Below are 16,140 nucleotides of genomic sequence, written 5' to 3'. Positions count from 1 at the left end.
GATCATGTCACTCGACTCCGGCCCGCGAAAACCGGGCGGATGTGGAGAGTTGGGGCCCGGCGAGGCGGGCGAAGAGCCCGTCGGCGTCCGCCATCAGCTCGTCGTAGGTGCCCTGCTGGACGATCCGGCCGCGCTCCATGACGACGATCCGGTCGGCGTCGACCACCGTGGACAGGCGGTGCGCGATGACCAGCCGGGTGGCGTTCAGGCGCCGGGTGCTCTCGGCCACCAGGCTCTGTGTCGGGTTGTCCAGGGCGCTGGTCGCCTCGTCGAAGAAGACCAGGCGCGGGCGGGCCACCAGGGCGCGGGCGATCATCAGGCGCTGGCGCTGGCCGCCGGAGAGGGTGTTGGTGCCCTCCGAGAGCATGGTGTGCATGCCCATCGGCATGGCCCGGATGTCGTCGGCGAGCCCCGCCATCTCCGCCGCCGCCCACGCCTCGTCGAGGGTGAAGCCGGTGGTGCCGACGATGTTGGCCAGGATGTCACCGGCCTGCAGGGCGCCGTTCTGGAGCACCACGCCGCACTGCCGGCGTACCGCCGAGATGTCGAGTTCGGCGAGGTCCTGGCCGTCGTAGAGGACGCTGCCGGACAGCGGGGTCTCGAAGCCCAGCAGCAGCCGCAGCAGGGTGGACTTGCCGCTGCCCGAGGCTCCCACGACGGCGACGAACTCCCCGGGCTGCACGGCAAGGCTGATGTCGTCCAGGACCAGCGGCCCGTCCTGGCCGTAGCGGAAGGACAGGTGGGAGACGGCGATCCGGCCCGAGAGGTCACCCGGGTCGGCCTTGGTGCCGTCGTTCTCCGGTTCGGCCTCCAGGATCGGCTGGAGCCGCTCCAGCATGGGCACGGTGCCCACGGCGGTGACCGCCGCCGCGGTGAACTGCAGTCCGGCGGCGAGCAGCAGGTTGAAGGCGGTGTAGAACGGCAGGAAGACCGAGAGCGGGATCTCGCCGTGCAGCGGGCCCGCCGTCAGGGCGAAGACCACCGCCGAACACACCAGCGGGAAACCCGCGTTGAAGGTGGTGACGGCGTTCTGCACGCGCCGCACGCGGGCGGACAGGGCGTGGCCCTCCGCCGCGAGGCGGGTCCACTCGGCGAACGCCCGTTCCTCGGCCGCGGCCACCCGCAGCTTGGGCATCGCGGTGAGCATCTGGAAGACCATCGAGGACATGGCCTGGTCATGCACGTACTCCCTGCGCGCCCAGCGCAGTTGGACGCGTCCGGCGACCGCGGCGAAGCCCACGCCCACCGCGGTCAGACCGGCGGCGGCGAGCGCGAGGGTGACGTCGTACCAGAAGACCAGGCCCAGATTGGCGAGTCCGGTGAGCAGGGCCAGGGTGGCGGTGGTGAGCATGCCGGAGAGCAGTTCCTGGGCGGCCGTGACGCCGAGGACGGTGGTGCCCAGCTCGCCGGTGGAGTAGCGGGTGAAGAAGGCGGCGGGCAGCGACAGCAGGCGGTTCCACAGGCCCGCCTGCATGGCCGCGCCGGAGCGGCTCTCCATGCGCAGGACGGCGATGTTCTGCACGACGGACAGGGCCGCCGTCACCAGTCCGGAGGCGATCACCGCCAGGGCGCCCTGCACGATCAGATCCCGGTCGGCGGCCTCCACGTAGCTGCCCAGCACCTCGCCGGTCATGACCGGGATGATCAGGCCGAGCAGCGCCACCAGACCGCCCGCGACGACGAACCGGACCAGGTCCCGGCCGTGCCCGTGCGAGGGTGAGAAACCGAACCGCAGCAGCCCGCGCACGTCCCGTACGCGTTCGGGCAGCGGCCGGTACAGCACCACGCCCTCGTTGCGCAGCCGGGCGGCCCCGTCGGCGGTGAGCGGGGTGACCCGGCCGTCGTCGACCACGACATAGCCCCGCCCGAGCGGCAGCAGCGCGACCGGGCGGCCGGTGACGTGGTAGCCGACCATCGGGCCGAGGTCCTTGGTCCACCAGGGCCCTTCGAGCCGTACGGTGCGGGTGCGCACCCCGGAGGCCAGGGCGATGGCCCGCAGGTCGTCCCGGGCCCGGCCGCCGCCGCTGCCGCGCACCGGCGGCCGTACGGTGAAGCCCTGCCGGGAGGCGACCAGGCGGGCGGCGGCCAGCAGCGGCGGGTCGGCGGCGACGTCGGCGAGTTTGACCCGGGTGTCGGTGTCGTGCAGCACCGCGTCGAAGCGGCGCACCGCGGCGGCCGGCACGGTGGCGTCCTGGGCGCGGCGGGCGGCGAGCTCGGCCCGCTCCTCGGCGCGTACGACGGCGACCCGGTGGTCGACGGCGGCGCGCAGGCGTACGGCGTACCGGGCGAGCGCGGCGGTGAGGCGGCCCTGGCGGTAGACGTCGAGGAGCGAAGAGGAGGCCAGCCTCGCCGGTTCGCGGGCCCTCAGCCAGTCCCGTTCGGTGAGCACCACTTCGTCGCCGGGGCCGACCGGCTCGGGCGGCTCGGGCAGGTCCGGGGCCCGTCCCTCGGTGCCCGCGCGGTCGCCCTGGTCGAGGAGGCCGGACTCCACGCGGACGAAGCGGATGCCGTCGACGGAGCGGGTGACGTCCCGCGCTTCGAGTTCCGTGCCGCCGCTGGTGCTCAGCGAGGTGAACTTGCGCGGCGGCAGGGTGCCGGCCAGGGCCTCGGCGAGCGCGGTGAGTCCGGCGGTGAGGCCGTCCAGGACGCGGGCGTGGTCGAGTTCGGCGGGGCGTTCGCCGTCGGCCCGGGGCAGCGCGGTGCGCCCGGCGCGTACGTCGTCCAGGACCTCCAGCGGCAGCCGGTGCAGCTGGGCGTCGAGCACGGGACGGGCGATGACGGTGTGCCGGGTGTCGCGGTCGGTGCCGCACACCAGGAGCATCCCGGCGTCCGCCCGGCACAGGAAGTGGCGCCGTCCGGCGGCCCCGCCGCCCTCGTCGGCGTCCGCTGTCCCGGCCCGGTCGTCCGTGGCCGCGCGCTCCACCGCGAACAGGTCGGCGGCGCCCTCCGCCACGTAGAGCAGGGTGCCGGGGTCGTCCAGGCAGACGGTGCGGGCGGGCGCGCTCGTGGTGTCGGGGGTGGTCACAGGGTGTCACTCTCCTCGGCCCTGCTGGACTCGAACAGGGCCGCGTACAGGCCCCGCGCGGCGAGCAGTTCGTCGTGCGTGCCGCGTTCGGCGACGGTGCCCTTGTCCAGGACGATGATCTCGTCGGCGTCGCGCACGGTGGACAGCCGGTGGGCGATGATCAGGCAGGCGCAGCCGCGCCGCCGCAGGTTGTCCATGACGGTGCGCTCGGTCGCGGGGTCCAGGGCGCTGGTCGCCTCGTCGAGGACCAGCAGCGTGGGCCGGGCGGCCAGGGCTCGGGCCAGTTCCAGGCGCTGGCGCTGGCCACCGCTGAAGTTGGCGCCGTGCTCCCAGACCTGGGCGTTGAGGCCGCCGGGGCGGGAGAGCACCTCGTCGAAGACGGCCGCGTCCTGGAGCGCGGCAAGTACCACCTCGTCGGGCACGGTGTCGTCCCAGAGGGTGAGGTTCTCGCGGACGGTCCCGGAGAACAGGGCCACGTCCTGGTCGACGTAGGCCATCGAGGCGGCGAGCACGGTGCGCGGGATCTCCTCGCGGGGGCGTCCGCCGAGCAGCACCTGGCCGGAGCGCGGTTCGTACAGGCCGGTGACGAGGCGTCCGACGGTGGACTTGCCGCTGCCGGAGCCGCCGACGATGGCGGTGCGCGAGCCGGGGGCGATGGTGAGGCCGAGGCCGGAGATGACGGGGGCGGCGAGCGGTCCGTAGCCGAAGGTGATGTCGCGCAGCACGAGTTCGCCGTTGAGGCGGCCCTCGGGGGCCTCGGGGTCGAGTTCGTCGCGGCCTGGCTCGAAGCAGGTCGCCCGCGGGTACTTCTCCACGTCGTGGATCCGCTTGAGATCGGCGTTCATGTCCTGCAGCCGGCTGCCCAGGTTGGTCAGCTGGGTGACCGGGCGGCTGAGCGCGGCGAGCAGGGTCTGGAAGGTGACGAGGATGCCGACGCTGAGCGTGCCGTCGGCCACCCGCAGCCCGCCGACGAGCAGCAGGACACCGATGTTGACGACGGCGAGCAGCGGCGGCAGCACGGTCAGCACGGCGGTGGTCTGCCCGAGCCGCTGCTGGGCGCTGGTGACCTTGGCGAGGAAGCCGGCCCAGCGGGTGAACGCCTCCGGCTCGGACCCCGACGCCTTGACCGACTCGATGGTGGACAGGGTCGCGAAGGTGGTGCCGATCAGGTTGCCCCGGTCGGCGCGCAGCGCGGCCACCGCGTCCTTGCGGGAGCGCGCGACGAGCTGGAGCATCAGGACGTTCAGGCCCGCGGTGGCCAGCCCGATGGCGCCGAGCAGTACGTCGTAGCGGACCATCAGGGCGCCGTAGAAGACCACCAGGGTCAGGTTGATGGTGGTCGCGGCGACGTCGCGGGAGAGGATCATCGCGACGGTGTCGTTGCTGGCGACCCGTTTGGCGACCTCGGCGGGGCGGCGCTGGAGGAAGAACTCGATGGGCAGCCGCAGCAGATGCCGGAAGAAGCGGGCGGAGCTGACCAGGCCGGTGCGGATCTCCATGCGCAGCAGGTAGTGCTGCTGGACGGAGGTCAGGACGAAGACCATCAGCGCGGTCGCGGCCATCGCCACGGCCAGCGGGAGCACGGCGGTGGGCGAGTCGGCGCCGATGACCTGGTCGACGAAGACCCGGGAGTAGGCGGCGCCGACGATGCCGGGCACCACCAGCAGCAGGCTGGCCAGCAGCACCAGCGGCAGCGCCCGCCCGGACGGCAGCCGCCGGTCGAGCAGGGCGGCGGCGGTGCTGGTGCGGCGTCCGCCGGGCCGGAAGTCGGGGCCGGGTTCGAAGGTGAGCACGATCCCGGTGAAGCCCGAGTCGAACTCCGACCATTCCATCAGCCGGGGGCCCGTGCTCGGGTCGTTGACGGCGACGAGGGTGCGGCCGAACCGGGTGCTGATCCCCTCGACGACCATGAAGTGCTGGAACGCCCAGAAGATGATCACCGGTCCGGTGCGCAGCTTCTCGCGCAGCAGGTCGGGCTCGGCCTGGAAGCCGCGGGCGACCATGCCGAAGGAGCGGGCGGCGGCCAGGACGGAGCTGGCCTTGGCGCCGTCCCGGGAGACCCCGCACAGGGAGCGCAGTTCCTCCAGCGGGACGTGCCGTCCGTGGTGGGCGAGGATCATCGCCAGGCTGGCGGCGCCGCACTCGACCGACTCCATCTGCAGGACGGTGGGCACCCGGTGGGCGCGGCGGCGGGCCCAGCGGCGTTCGCGTGCGGCGCCGCGCCGGCCGCGGCGTTCGGCCCGGCGGGCGCGGCGGCGCGATACGGGCGCCTCCCGGCCGGGGCCCGGCGCACCGGCCGGCCCGGTCGTCGTACGGGTGGTGGTCGACCTGGTGTCGCTCATCGGTCCGGCCTCCTCAGCGTCCCAGCAGCAGGGCGAACGGCGACTGGCTGCGCAGTCCGATCGACGCGCTGACCGAGGTCTGCGAGCCGAGCCGGACCGGCGGGGCCTTGGCGGTGCTCCATTGGTAGCCGGACGGGGAGCCCGGCTCGGGGATGAGGTCCACGGTGACCAGGCGCGGAGCCTGGCCCTGGTGGAAGGTCTCGGCCGCCAGGTCGCCGCCCGCGACGGCGGCCAGCGCCTCGCGGGTGAGCGGGTAGGGGGAGACCGAGGTGACCTTGCCGCGCAGCAGCCCGTACGCCGACGGCGGCGCGGTCGACACCGACAGGTCGACGGGGCGGCCGGGTCTGAGGGCGGCGGCCTGGTCGGCGGGGACGAAGACGAGGGCGACGAGCCGGTCGTCCGGCAGGTCGGTGCGTTCGACGGTGGCGACGGTGCTGCCCGCCCGGACGAACTGTCCGCTGGTCAGCGCGGCGCTGATCACCTTGCCCGCGAACGGGCTGGTGACGGTACGGACCCGGCCCGCGTCGTCGGTGAGCCGGGCGAGCGGGTCCCCCGCCTTCACCTCGTCGTCGGGGCGCACCAGCAGGTCGCGGGCCAGCCCGGTGTACGGGCTCTGGACCTGGCTGGTGCCGCCGGGGTGGGTGAGGATGCCGGGGGCGTCGACGGTCACTTCGAGCCGGGCGAACACCGCCCAGACGCAGGCGCCGACCATGACGATCAGGACGACGAAGACGGCGATCCAGCCGCGGGGCGCCGCGAGCAGCACGGGCGCGTCCAGCTCGTCCGGCTCCCGCTTGCGCTGCAGGGCCTGGTAGCGGAACTGCACGGGCTCACTCCTCCCGGTCGCCCGGGCCGCCGGGTGCCGTCGGCCTCGGTGTGCCGAGGACGAGTTCACCGACGGTGCCCTCCAGCAGCGGATCGCGGCCGGTCGCCGCGGCGAACGCCGAGGTGTCGCCGCCGCCGAGCCCGCACACGCCGAGCCCCATGGCCGTGGCCACCAGATAGACGGTCTGGTAGAGGACGCCGACGTGCTTGAGGATCAGCGGGTAGGCGACCGTCTCGTACTTCCACATCACCCGTCCGAAACGGGCCGCGACGAGGAGGACGACCTGCGGGTCGTCGTCCATCATCGTGGCCGCGCGGGCCTCCCTGACCAGCGGTTCGGTGGCCGGGCCGGGCTCGCGGACCAGTTCCAGTTCGTGCCGGTCGGGGGCGTAGCGGTACAGCCCCGGCGCCAGTCCCGCGCAGTGCGTGACCAGCGGGTAGACCTCCAGCTCGTGCACGCTGCCGCCGCTGGGCAGCGGACGGTCGGCGAGCTCCTGGCCGTCGCCGCCGGTGAACGTGGCGCGGATGCGCACGGTCCGGTAGAGCAGCTCGGCGAGCTGATCGACCGTCAGGGGCGAGCCGGAGTCGTGGGCGCGGGTGGAGGAGCGGCGCTCGATGACCTCGGTGAGCGAGGGGTCCCGGGCGGCGATCTCGTCCAGGTCGGGCACGGGCAGCGGCACGCGCGGCCCCTCGCCCGCGGGCGCGGCGACCGGTTCGGGCGGGAAACGGTCGGCGAACGGGTACGTGCCGCCGTAGCCGGCGACCGAGGCGGGGACCCGGGTGCGGGTGTGGAAGGCCAGGTCCAGCGGGTGCCACTGGACGCCGCCGCGCTGCTCGCGCTCCGGGTCGTCCTCGGGGGTGCCCGGGTTGAGGGCGCCGGCCGTGGCGATCAGCCGGAGCAGGGGTGCCGGGGTCCGGGCGGCGTCGGTCCAGTCGGTGAGCAGCGCCAGGAACGGGGCCGCGGCGGGCCCGAGTTCGACGGCCAGCGGGCTGCCGGGGGCGCGCAGGGACAGGGTGCCGTCGGCGGGCAGCAGCAGGGCGTGCCGGGAGAGGCGGACGGCGTCGCGGGGTACCGGACGCAGGGTGGTGCGGCCCCGCCCGACGGCCACCAGCCGGGCCAGGGTGGTGCCGTCCGGGCCGGTCACGGAGTGTTCGAGCAGGCCGGTGTTGTCCAGCCGGGTGCGCAGCATGTGCCAGCGCAGCAGCCCCGCCTCGCCGTCCCCGGCGACGACGAGCGCGGTGATCCGCCCCTCGTCCAGGTCCTCCTCGGCGAGCGCGGTGAGCGCGGCCCGTGCGCCGGGGGGCAGTTCCTTGAGCCGCAGGGTCCCGAAGGGGGCGGTGATGTGCTCCCCGTCGAAGGTGGCGCCGCGGGCGAGGCGGATCGCCTCGGTGCAGGGCGCGGGCGTGCTGTCGGCGCCGTCCCGCGCCGTCGTCAGTGGGCTGGTGGTGATCGTCATGGCTTCCTCCCTGGTGGAAGCGCGGGCCGCAACGGTGCGGCGGCATGCCGCGTGCACGGCACCGCGGGTACGGGGCCGTGCACGCCGGTCCGGTCAGAAGAAGACGTTCCAGTGGTTCAGGTCCGCCTCCGCCGTGGGCCGCTCCAGCAGCCCCAGGCGGACGGGTACGTCGTACAGGCGGCCGGGGCCGAGCCGGCGCCAGAAGTGGCGCAGCCCCGGCGCGATCACCTTGACCACATGGAGTTCCAGGTCCGGGCGGGTCTGGTCGAGGACGATGACCTCGGAGCCGGCCTCACGGATCCGCTCGACCTGCTCGCGGATGCGCTCGGAGAGGTCGAACCCGGCCTGCGGGCCGACGTGGACGGCGGGCAGCTCGGGGTCGGGCAGCAGCCAGGGCTCCCGCTCGACGGTGGCCTCCTTCAGCCAGGTCAGCGTCTCCAGGTCGTCGACCAGGTAGGAGGTGTTGCCCTGCTCGTCGCGCTGCTCGATCATCGGCAGGAACTGGTTGAGCTCGGTCAGCGCCCGGAACGCGGCGACGCGCGGGTCGGGGTGGGCGCCGAAGCCGACCATGATGTCCTCGACGCTGTGCCGCCGCCGGGAGGCCGCCACGTACACCGGCATCCCCAGGTCGAAGGAGATGTCGAGCATCCACAGGTCGCGGTCCATGGCCTCGTAGTGGGCGCGCAGTTGCGTCACGTACGGGTCGTCCAGCGAGTCCATGTCGAAGGCGGGGCGGCGCAGCCGGTTGTACCACCACAGGGCGACGGCGTCACGCTCGGTCAGCTCGCACAGGCCCTGCAGGACCGCCTCCTCCAGGGTGTTGCCGGCCGCGCTGCCGTTGGAGTCGGCGATGCAGAAGAAGTGCTCGTCGAGGTCGGGGTGGCCGTACCAGGAGTAGGCCGCCGGGACCAGGCGCTCGGTGTCGTGGGTGAGGGACCAGCCGCGCGCCCAGTCGATCGCGGTGTCCTCGGGGAACGGGTCGGGGACCTTGTGCAGCCGGTTGGCCGGGTCCTTGTTCCACTCCGTGCGCCCGGCGAGCTGGCGCTCGGAGAAGTGCAGCAGGCTGCCGGGGTGCACGGCGGTGCCCGGGTCGAGGTCGCGGTAGGCGGCGCGCACCACGGGCTCGTCGCCGCGCCACACGCCCACGTACCGTTCGATCGCCTCGCACACGGCGCTGACCTTGGCCTGGATCTCGGAGCGGCCCTTGCCGCCGCTCTGGCCGCGCAGATTGCGGCGCAGCAGGTCCAGGCTGTCGTTGACCATCGCGAAGTTGTGGCCCGCCGAGTAGCTGTAGGTCAGCGTGTTGGACTCGGGGGTGTGCGAGACCAGCTTGGTGATGGCGCCGAAGTAGGGGCTGATGTGCCGTTCCAGCCGGGCGAGGGTGTCCTCGGGCCGGTTGACGCGGTAGCCGCCGTCGCTGGTGTGCCGGGCCTCCTGGGAGCTGAGCACGATCTTGGGGCTGCGGCCCGTGACCAGGGCCGGGTCACCGCAGGAGGGGCACTGGGGCTGGCGCACCAGGGGGTGGGTCTCGGTGCGCAGGGTGGCCAGGTCGAGGGTGATCATCTGCCCGCACAGGGCACCCGGTTCGCCGGTGGCGGCGATCCGCGCGGCCTCGGCGGCCAGCAGCCCGGCCGCGGCCAGCGGTCCGGCGGCGATGCCCGCGCGCGCCGGGTGGCGGGGCACCGACTCGCCGCGCCGGCCGGCCAGGTAGCGCTCCAACTGGCGGTTCCCGGTGAGCCGTTGGGACAGGCAGCGCCAGCAGGCGGTGTGCTCGGGCTTGAGGAAGGGGCCGATCCAGGGCGCGACGCCCGCGGGGCGGGCCAGCAACCAGGGCATCCCGGCGGCCAGTTGGCGGTCGTTGCGGGCGGCGAGCGCCGGGTCGAGGTAGTCGTCGACGAGGACGACGGACAGCCCGGCCTCGGGCACCGAGTCCAGCGGCGCGGTGGCCACGGTCAGGCCGAGGCCGCGCAGGGCGGTGACCACCGGCTCGGGGTCGACGCCGGGCGCGGCGGAGACGGTGACGGGGGCCGTGCCGAGGGTGGTGGCGGGGTCGATGCCGAGGGCGTCCCAGTAGGCGAGGACGGACTCGTCCAACTCGGGCCGTCCCTCGGCGAGATGTCCGGCCGCCTCGAAGCGGGTGAGGGCGCCGAGCACGGCCGGGATGGCCACGGTGCCGGACAGCGCCTGCACGATCTCCATCACGGTCCTGCGGCCGTCGAGGTACGGCACGACGGCCGCCGCCGCCTTGCCCGGCACCAGGTAGTCCTGGCCCTCGGCATAGAGGAAGACGCGCTCGCCCTCCACCACCTCGACGTGGAAATGCGCTTTCAGGCGCGGCTTTTCCATCGGTCCCCCTGTGTTCTTCCGATGCATGTGCGGCGAGTTGGCGCGGCGCGCTTCGACCCGCCCGTCGTGCGACGTCCGGCGCTTTCCGGCACGGTTCACCCAAACACGGAGCGCACGGCGGGTAAATGCTTCATTCACTACGCAACCGGGCGGCCCGTACGTACTTCTTCCGGGGCGTCGCGTACGTATCGCCGGGCCAAGTCCCCCGCCGCTCAAGGACGCTTGCTCCTGGCCGGATGGAATGCAAGATTGGCGCAATGCATGCAGTCAACGGGGATCTGTATCACCGAGAACGCGAGATATCCCTCCTACAGGAGGTCATCGTCGGGCTCGCTCTGGGCCACCCTGCCGTGGTCACCGTCCACGGGCCGCGCGGGATGGGGAAGTCGGCCCTGCTGAACGCGGTTCCGCGGCTCCTGCCGGAGGGCGCCCTGGTACTGCGGGCCCGCTGCCATCCCAGCGAGAGCGGGTTCCCCTACAGCATGGTGCGCCAGCTCTTCGACCCCGTGCTCGGGGCCGCCGGACGGGCGGAAACGTTCATTCCCGCCGAGGGCCACGGCTCCTCCGGCGAGGCCGCCGGACCCACCCACGAGGCCCTGCTGCACCTGCTGAGCACGACCCGCTCGCTCGCCGCCGACCGGCCCGTCGCCGTCCTCGTGGACGATCTGCAGTACGCCGACGAACCCTCACTGCGCTGGTTCTCCTACCTCGCCCGGCGACTGGACGACCTGCCGGTCCTGCTGGTGGCGACGCTGCCCGACTCCGCCGCCGCGCGGCTGACCGACGAACTGGGCCCGCTGCCGTACCTGTACCGGCTGTGGCCGGAACCGCTCTGTTCGACCTGTACGACGGAACTCGTCGACCGCGCCTTCGACAGCCCCGTCGACCAGGGGCTGGCCGCCCTGTGCGACGCCCTCGCGCACGGCAACCCGATGGTGCTGCACGACCTGGTGAACCGGCTGCGCCGCGAGCACGTCCCGCCCGGCGCGCCCGATCCCCAGCAGGTGCTGCCGATCGGCGCCCAGGCGCTCTCCGAGACCGTGCTGGCCTGGCTGGACGAGGACGACCCGGCCGCCGGTGAACTGCTCACCCAGCTCGCCGTGCTGGGCCCGGACACCGACCCCGCCATGTGGGGGGCGCTCTCCCAGCACGGCGAGGTGCAGGTGCTGCAGGCCAGGGAGGCGCTGGTACGGGCCGGGCTGCTGGAGGCCGGGCCGCCCGCCCGCTTCCCGCACGCCGCGGTGCGGCCCGCCGTCCTGGCCCGGGTACCGGCCGAGGACCGGCTGCAGCTGCACGGGCGCGCCGCCACGGTGCTGGCCCGCCTCGGCGCCCCGGCCCGGCAGACCGCCGAGCACCTGGTCAAGGCCGGGTGCGAGTGGGGCCTGGACGTACTGCGCGACGCGGGCGCGCAGGCCGCCGCGGCCGGTGACCACGCCTCCGCCGCGCGCTATCTGCGCCGCGCCCTCGCCCTGCTGGACGGCCCGCCCCCGGGGGACGCGACGGCGCCGGAGCGCCCCGGCGAGCACCCGCACGCCGAGACCTTCCACGAACTGACCGTCCGGCTGGCCGCCGTGGAGCTCCACCGCGACCTGGACGCCTGCGCCCGGCAGACCGTGGCCGCCGCCGACAGCGCGCCCGGCCCGGTCGGGCGCGCCGAGGTACTGGCCCGGCTGGCCTCCCCCGCCCTGGTCGCCTCCCTTGAGGGCGCCCAGCCCTTCGTACGGGCCTGCGGGGAGCTGGCCGCGCTCCCCGCCCCGCCCCGCGAGCCCCTGCTCCGCCTCACCGCGCAGGCACTGCTCACCGGGCACCGCACGGGGGTACGGGCCGCCGCCCGGCTCGCGGCCAAGGGGCCCCTGGACCCGGCGGCACGCTCGGTCAGCGGGGCGCTCGCCGCGGCCGCCGCCGCCACCGGCCGCTCCGGCACCGCGCGGCGGCTGGCCGCCCGCGTGGAGGTCGCCCAGGGCGCCGCGCAGGAGGTCGTGACGGCGGGCTGGCCGGCCGGTCCGGTCGGCGCGGCACTGGCCCTGATCTGGACCGGGACCCCCGCCGCCGCCCGCGACCTGGCCACCCGTGTGCTCACCACCGCGCGCGCCGCCGACGACGGGGCCACCGTGCTCCTGGCCCGCCTGGTGCGCGCCGAGGCCCACCACCGGGAGGGCAGGTACTCCGCCGCGTACGCCGACGCCGAGGCGGGACTCACCCTGGCCCGCCGGCTCAACGCCGCCGCGCTGACCAGCGCCGCCCTGTCCTGCGCGGCCCGTGCGCTGGTGGGCCTGGACCGGGCGGACGACGCCGCCGAGGTGCTGCGCGAGGACCGGTCGGCCGGGGACCTGCACCCCTTCGTACGGGCGCTCTCCCTGCAGGCGCGGGGCGAGGTCGCCGCCGCGCGCGGGGACCATACGACGGCCCTCGGCCTGTTCCTCGACTGCGGCCACCGGCTCGCCCTGCGCGGCATCACCAACCCGGCCTGTCTGCCCTGGCGGACGCAGGCCGCGCAGGCGTACCGGGCGCTCGGCGAGGAGGCGGCCGCGGTGACGATCCTCCACGGCGGCCCGCGCACCCCGGCCGTCGCCCCGCATCCGACGTCCGCGCCCCACGACCCCGAGCGCCCCACACTGACCCCCGCCGAACAACGCGTGGTGGAACTGGTCCTGCGCGGCCACTCCAGCCTGGAGGTCTCCGAGCGCCTGTTCCTCAGCAAACGCACGGTCGACACCCACCTGGGCCGCGTCTACCGCAAACTCGGCATCCACAGCCGCCACGAACTGGCGGCGGCACTGAGCGTGCCGTAGCGGACGGGTGCCGGCGGACGGACACAACAGGCGCGCCCCGCCCGCCCGGTGAACCGGACCCGGACAACGTGCCGCAGGCACAGGAAAGGGCGGGGGCGCCCAAGTCTTGGGGCGCCCCCGCCCGTTGCGCGCGCCCGCGGGGGATCAGGTGCGCGCGGTCTCGGGGACCCGGCCGATGCCGAGGCGGGGAGCGGTGCGCAGGTACAGGCCGGTGGTGGCGTCGAAGCGGTCGCGGGCGGTGGCGTGCGGGGCGACCTGGGCCGCCAGTACCTCCGCGGCCAGCGGATCCGCGCCGCCCGCCCGGCGCGCGTCGTCGAGGTCGAGGGCGCCGGCGGTGAGCGCCGCGAAGGCCTCGCTGTCGGGCGCCGAGCGCATCGGCACGGGCTCGGGGCGGCGTACCAGTTCCGGGTAGCGGCCGCGGGCGAGGCGCTGCGCGAGCCAGAAGTAGGTGGCCTTGCCCCGGTACTGCTCGTAGAAGCCGGCGACCATGGAGAACATCCGCGCGTAGGCGTTGCGGTACAGCGTCTCGTAGAAGGACAGCGCCTCCGGCTCCGCCACGTCCCCGTCGTGCAGCGCGAGGATCGACGCCGCGGAGAGCATGCCGCTGTACATGGCGAGGTGGACGCCGGTCGACAGCAGCGGGTCGAGGAAGCAGGCGGAGTCCCCGGCGAGGAAGTAGCCGGGGCCGCAGAAGCTGTCGGCGGCGTAGGAGAAGTCCTGCTCGACGCGCACGTCGTGCTGGAACTCACCGTCGGCCATCAACTCCCGTACGGTGTCGGACTCCTGGACGGCGTCGAGGAACAGCCGCTCCACGTCCGGGCACTCCTGCTTGCGGCGCAGGAAGTTGTCCTGGTGGGTCACGAAGCCCACGCTGAACATCCCGTCCGCCAGCGGGATGACCCAGTACCAGCCCTCCGGCGAGGAGATGACGTCGATGCCGCCGCGCGGGGTGCGCGGGAGCAGGCTGCCGCCCTTGTAGTAGGCCCAGACGGCGACGTTGCGGAACACGTCGTGCCGGCGGCGGTCGCGGAAGTGGCGCGCGGAGAGCACTCCGGCCCGTCCGGAGGCGTCGATGACGTGGTCGGCGCGCGCGGTGCTGGTGACGCCCTCGTGGGTCCACTCCACGCCGACCGCCCGGCCGTCCTCGAACAGCACCCGCTTGACCTGGGCGCCCTCGGTCACCTCGGCGCCCTGGGAGGCGGCGTGCCGCAGCAGGACGTGGTCGAAGTCGGCGCGGTCCACCTGCCACGAGGTCTGCGCGCCGGTGCCGAAGATCTCCGGCCAGTCGACCACCCAGTCCCGCTCGGCGCCCCAGCGCAGCAGCAGTCCTTCCTTGACCTGGTAGCCGCGCTCCTCCACCTTCCCCAGGGCGCCCGCGAGTTCGATGATGGCGCGGCAGGACGTCGCCACCGACTCCCCGATGTGATAGCGCGGGAAATGCGCGCGTTCCAGCAGCCGGACCCGCGCGCCGCTCCGGGCGAGCAGAGCCGCCGAAATGGAACCGGCCGGTCCACCGCCGATCACCACGATTTCGGGTGCCATTCGTTTCCCCTTCCCCCGCTGGCATGACAGCCGCGCGCCGCGCCGGAATTCCGTACGGGAATTCCACGGGGAACAGCGAACCGGAATCCCGCGGCGCGCGGAATTTCGCTCCCCGCCCAGAACCCTGGCACGGGGAGCACGCCTCGGAGAACGGAGATCGGTGCGCAGCGCGGATATTACGTATCGCGCCCGATACGTACGCGCGCCACGCCCGACCGCTACGAGCGACTACGACCGCTGCCGCGGCACCGCCGCCTCCACCACCCCGAACACCGCCCCCCACGGGTCGCAGAGCACCCCGGGCGCGAGCACCGTCGCCCCCGCCGTACGCGCCCGCGCCTCGAAGGCGAGCGGGTCGTCGACCCCGAGCAGCGGCATCCACCGTGCCGGGGAGCCCTTCTCGATCCCGGCGTCCGTGCCGATCCCGGCGTCCGTGCCGCACACGGCCCCGTAGAAGGCGGCCGAGTCCTCCGGCTCGGGCGAGTGCAGTACCGCGCCGGCGAGGGCGCCGGGCTCGTCGACGAGGACGACGCCCTCCTCGCGCAGGCCCTGCCACAGGCCGAACGGGGCCCCCTGCGGGTCGACGGCCAGGCTCAGCCTGCCGTCCCCGCCGGCCGGGACGCCCCGCGCCAGCAGCCGCGCCCCGTGCCGCTCGGCCCGTTCCCCGGCCGCGCCGAGGTCCTTGGCGGCCAGGTAGACGTTCCAGGAGGACCCGAAGCGGGGGCCCATCGGGCTCGGCCCGAGCCCGCCGACGATCTCGCCGCCGAGCAGGATCAGGTGGTAGCCACGGCCGCCCTCGCGTCGGAACTCCCAACCGAAGAGGGCTGCGTAGAACTCCTTGGCGCCGGTCGGGTCGACCCCCACGTGGTCGATCCAGCAGGGCGTTCCCTCGGCGTAGGAGGTTCGGCGGGGCACAGGGCGGTTCCCTTCCCGGCGGCTACCGGCATGAGTCGGTCGTGGAGGAGGTCGGCGGCCTCGTCGGCGCTGCGCGTCCCGGGCAGCAGCAGCCGGGAGCGCGAGGCCGCGGGCAGGTCGTCGGCGGCCTCCGGCGGCCAGACGGACGGGGTGACGTCCCATTCCTCCAGCTCGCAGCGGTCGGTGCCGGTGCAGCACAGCCGCACCAGGTGGGCCGGGCCCAGGCGGGCGCCCCGGTCCACGGTGGCCAGCAGCCGCTCGGGGCGCACCTGGAGGTACGGGCCGGTCAGCGGCGACTGCACCCGGCGCAGGTCCCCGCTCCAGGCGTACCCGGCCCCGTTCTCGGCGGCGAGACCGGCCAGTCCCGGGGAGCCGTCCGGCGCCCCGTCGAGGGCGTCCGGGCCGTCGGCGAGACCGGCGGCGCGGACCGCGTCCAGGTCGACGCCACGCAGTTCCATGGGCAGTTGGTACGGCAGGGTGTGCCCGGTGGCGCGGTCGACGACCAGGTACTGGCTCGACACCATCCGCCAGCCCCGCCCGCCCAGGGCGAGGGCGACGGAGTTGCGCGGCGAGCCGACGCCGCCGATCAGCGCGACCACCCGGTCGCCCTCGGCGAGCACGGCCGCCTGGACCACCGCGTACTGCCCGTTCATCGCCGCGAACGGCGGCAGCAGCGGCGGAATGCCCCCCATGCCGTGGAAGGACCAGCGGCGCAGCAGCCTTCCGTCCGGGCCGAACACCCGCACCCCGCGACCGCCGGACCCGGACCGCTGTCCGAGGTGGACGGTCAGTGACGCCTTCTCCTTCTCCGGTGTCCTGCGCAGTCCGAGCAGATGCGGCCCGAAGAAGTACGACAGTTCGGGGCCTTCCATCCCCGTTACATGAAGCAGTGTCCC

General features: G+C 74.4%; 9 protein-coding genes. 1 reads left to right on the top strand and 8 read right to left on the bottom strand.

What is annotated here, in order from left to right; all coding sequences use genetic code 11:
• Nucleotides 1-7: 7 nt before the first annotated feature.
• The 5 genes from ACZ7L7_RS32985 to ACZ7L7_RS32965 all read right to left on the bottom strand — a co-directional run bounded on the left by ACZ7L7_RS32985 (nucleotide 8) and on the right by ACZ7L7_RS32965 (nucleotide 9,995).
• Complete coding sequence (locus ACZ7L7_RS32985) at nucleotides 8-3,025, bottom strand: NHLP bacteriocin export ABC transporter permease/ATPase subunit (protein ID WP_472077820.1); 3,018 nt, start codon at nucleotides 3,023-3,025, stop codon at nucleotides 8-10.
• A complete protein-coding gene (locus tag ACZ7L7_RS32980; protein ID WP_285514306.1) occupies nucleotides 3,022-5,367 on the bottom strand; it encodes an NHLP family bacteriocin export ABC transporter peptidase/permease/ATPase subunit in 2,346 nt (781 codons plus the stop codon). Before ACZ7L7_RS32980 ends, ACZ7L7_RS32985 begins: the two co-directional genes overlap by 4 nt.
• Nucleotides 5,368-5,380: 13 nt before the next feature.
• Complete coding sequence (locus ACZ7L7_RS32975) at nucleotides 5,381-6,193, bottom strand: hypothetical protein (protein ID WP_472077819.1); 813 nt, start codon at nucleotides 6,191-6,193, stop codon at nucleotides 5,381-5,383.
• Between the two features lie 4 nt (nucleotides 6,194-6,197).
• Nucleotides 6,198-7,649: a SagB family peptide dehydrogenase gene (locus ACZ7L7_RS32970; protein WP_472077818.1), complete on the bottom strand. Its 1,452-nt coding sequence runs from the start codon at nucleotides 7,647-7,649 to the stop codon at nucleotides 6,198-6,200.
• Between the two features lie 93 nt (nucleotides 7,650-7,742).
• Complete coding sequence (locus ACZ7L7_RS32965; RefSeq protein WP_472077817.1) at nucleotides 7,743-9,995, bottom strand: TOMM precursor leader peptide-binding protein; 2,253 nt, start codon at nucleotides 9,993-9,995, stop codon at nucleotides 7,743-7,745.
• Nucleotides 9,996-10,252: 257 nt separating this feature from the next.
• On the opposite strand from ACZ7L7_RS32965, the gene ACZ7L7_RS32960 reads away from it, so the two are divergent.
• The gene (locus ACZ7L7_RS32960; protein WP_472077816.1) at nucleotides 10,253-12,787 is read left to right on the top strand and encodes an ATP-binding protein; all 2,535 of its coding nucleotides are present in this window, start codon (nucleotides 10,253-10,255) and stop codon (nucleotides 12,785-12,787) included.
• Between the two features lie 144 nt (nucleotides 12,788-12,931).
• Here ACZ7L7_RS32960 and ACZ7L7_RS32955 read toward each other — a convergent pair whose 3' ends face one another.
• From ACZ7L7_RS32955 to ACZ7L7_RS32945, 3 genes are all read right to left on the bottom strand, one after another.
• The gene (locus tag ACZ7L7_RS32955) at nucleotides 12,932-14,329 is read right to left on the bottom strand and encodes an NAD(P)/FAD-dependent oxidoreductase (RefSeq protein WP_472077815.1); all 1,398 of its coding nucleotides are present in this window, start codon (nucleotides 14,327-14,329) and stop codon (nucleotides 12,932-12,934) included.
• Nucleotides 14,330-14,557: 228 nt separating this feature from the next.
• Entirely contained in the window at nucleotides 14,558-15,193 is a 636-nt protein-coding gene (locus ACZ7L7_RS32950; protein ID WP_472077814.1) for a VOC family protein, read from the bottom strand.
• Nucleotides 15,103-16,116: a hypothetical protein gene (locus tag ACZ7L7_RS32945; RefSeq protein WP_472077813.1), complete on the bottom strand. Its 1,014-nt coding sequence runs from the start codon at nucleotides 16,114-16,116 to the stop codon at nucleotides 15,103-15,105. Before ACZ7L7_RS32945 ends, ACZ7L7_RS32950 begins: the two co-directional genes overlap by 91 nt.
• Nucleotides 16,117-16,140 lie beyond the last annotated feature (24 nt).

It is taken from the genome of Streptomyces sp. NPDC110618 (genome assembly GCF_055657065.1).
This window is presented reverse-complemented; position numbering and strand designations above follow the sequence as displayed.

Coding starts and splice junctions, on each gene's coding strand:
- ACZ7L7_RS32970 (WP_472077818.1), bottom strand. CDS start 7,649: ATGACGATCACCACCAGCCCACTGACGACGGCGCGGGACGGCGCCGAC.
- ACZ7L7_RS32965 (WP_472077817.1), bottom strand. CDS start 9,995: ATGGAAAAGCCGCGCCTGAAAGCGCATTTCCACGTCGAGGTGGTGGAG.
- ACZ7L7_RS32955 (WP_472077815.1), bottom strand. CDS start 14,329: ATGGCACCCGAAATCGTGGTGATCGGCGGTGGACCGGCCGGTTCCATT.
- ACZ7L7_RS32960 (WP_472077816.1), top strand. CDS start 10,253: ATGCATGCAGTCAACGGGGATCTGTATCACCGAGAACGCGAGATATCC.
- ACZ7L7_RS32980 (WP_285514306.1), bottom strand. CDS start 5,367: ATGAGCGACACCAGGTCGACCACCACCCGTACGACGACCGGGCCGGCC.
- ACZ7L7_RS32945 (WP_472077813.1), bottom strand. CDS start 16,116: ATGGAAGGCCCCGAACTGTCGTACTTCTTCGGGCCGCATCTGCTCGGA.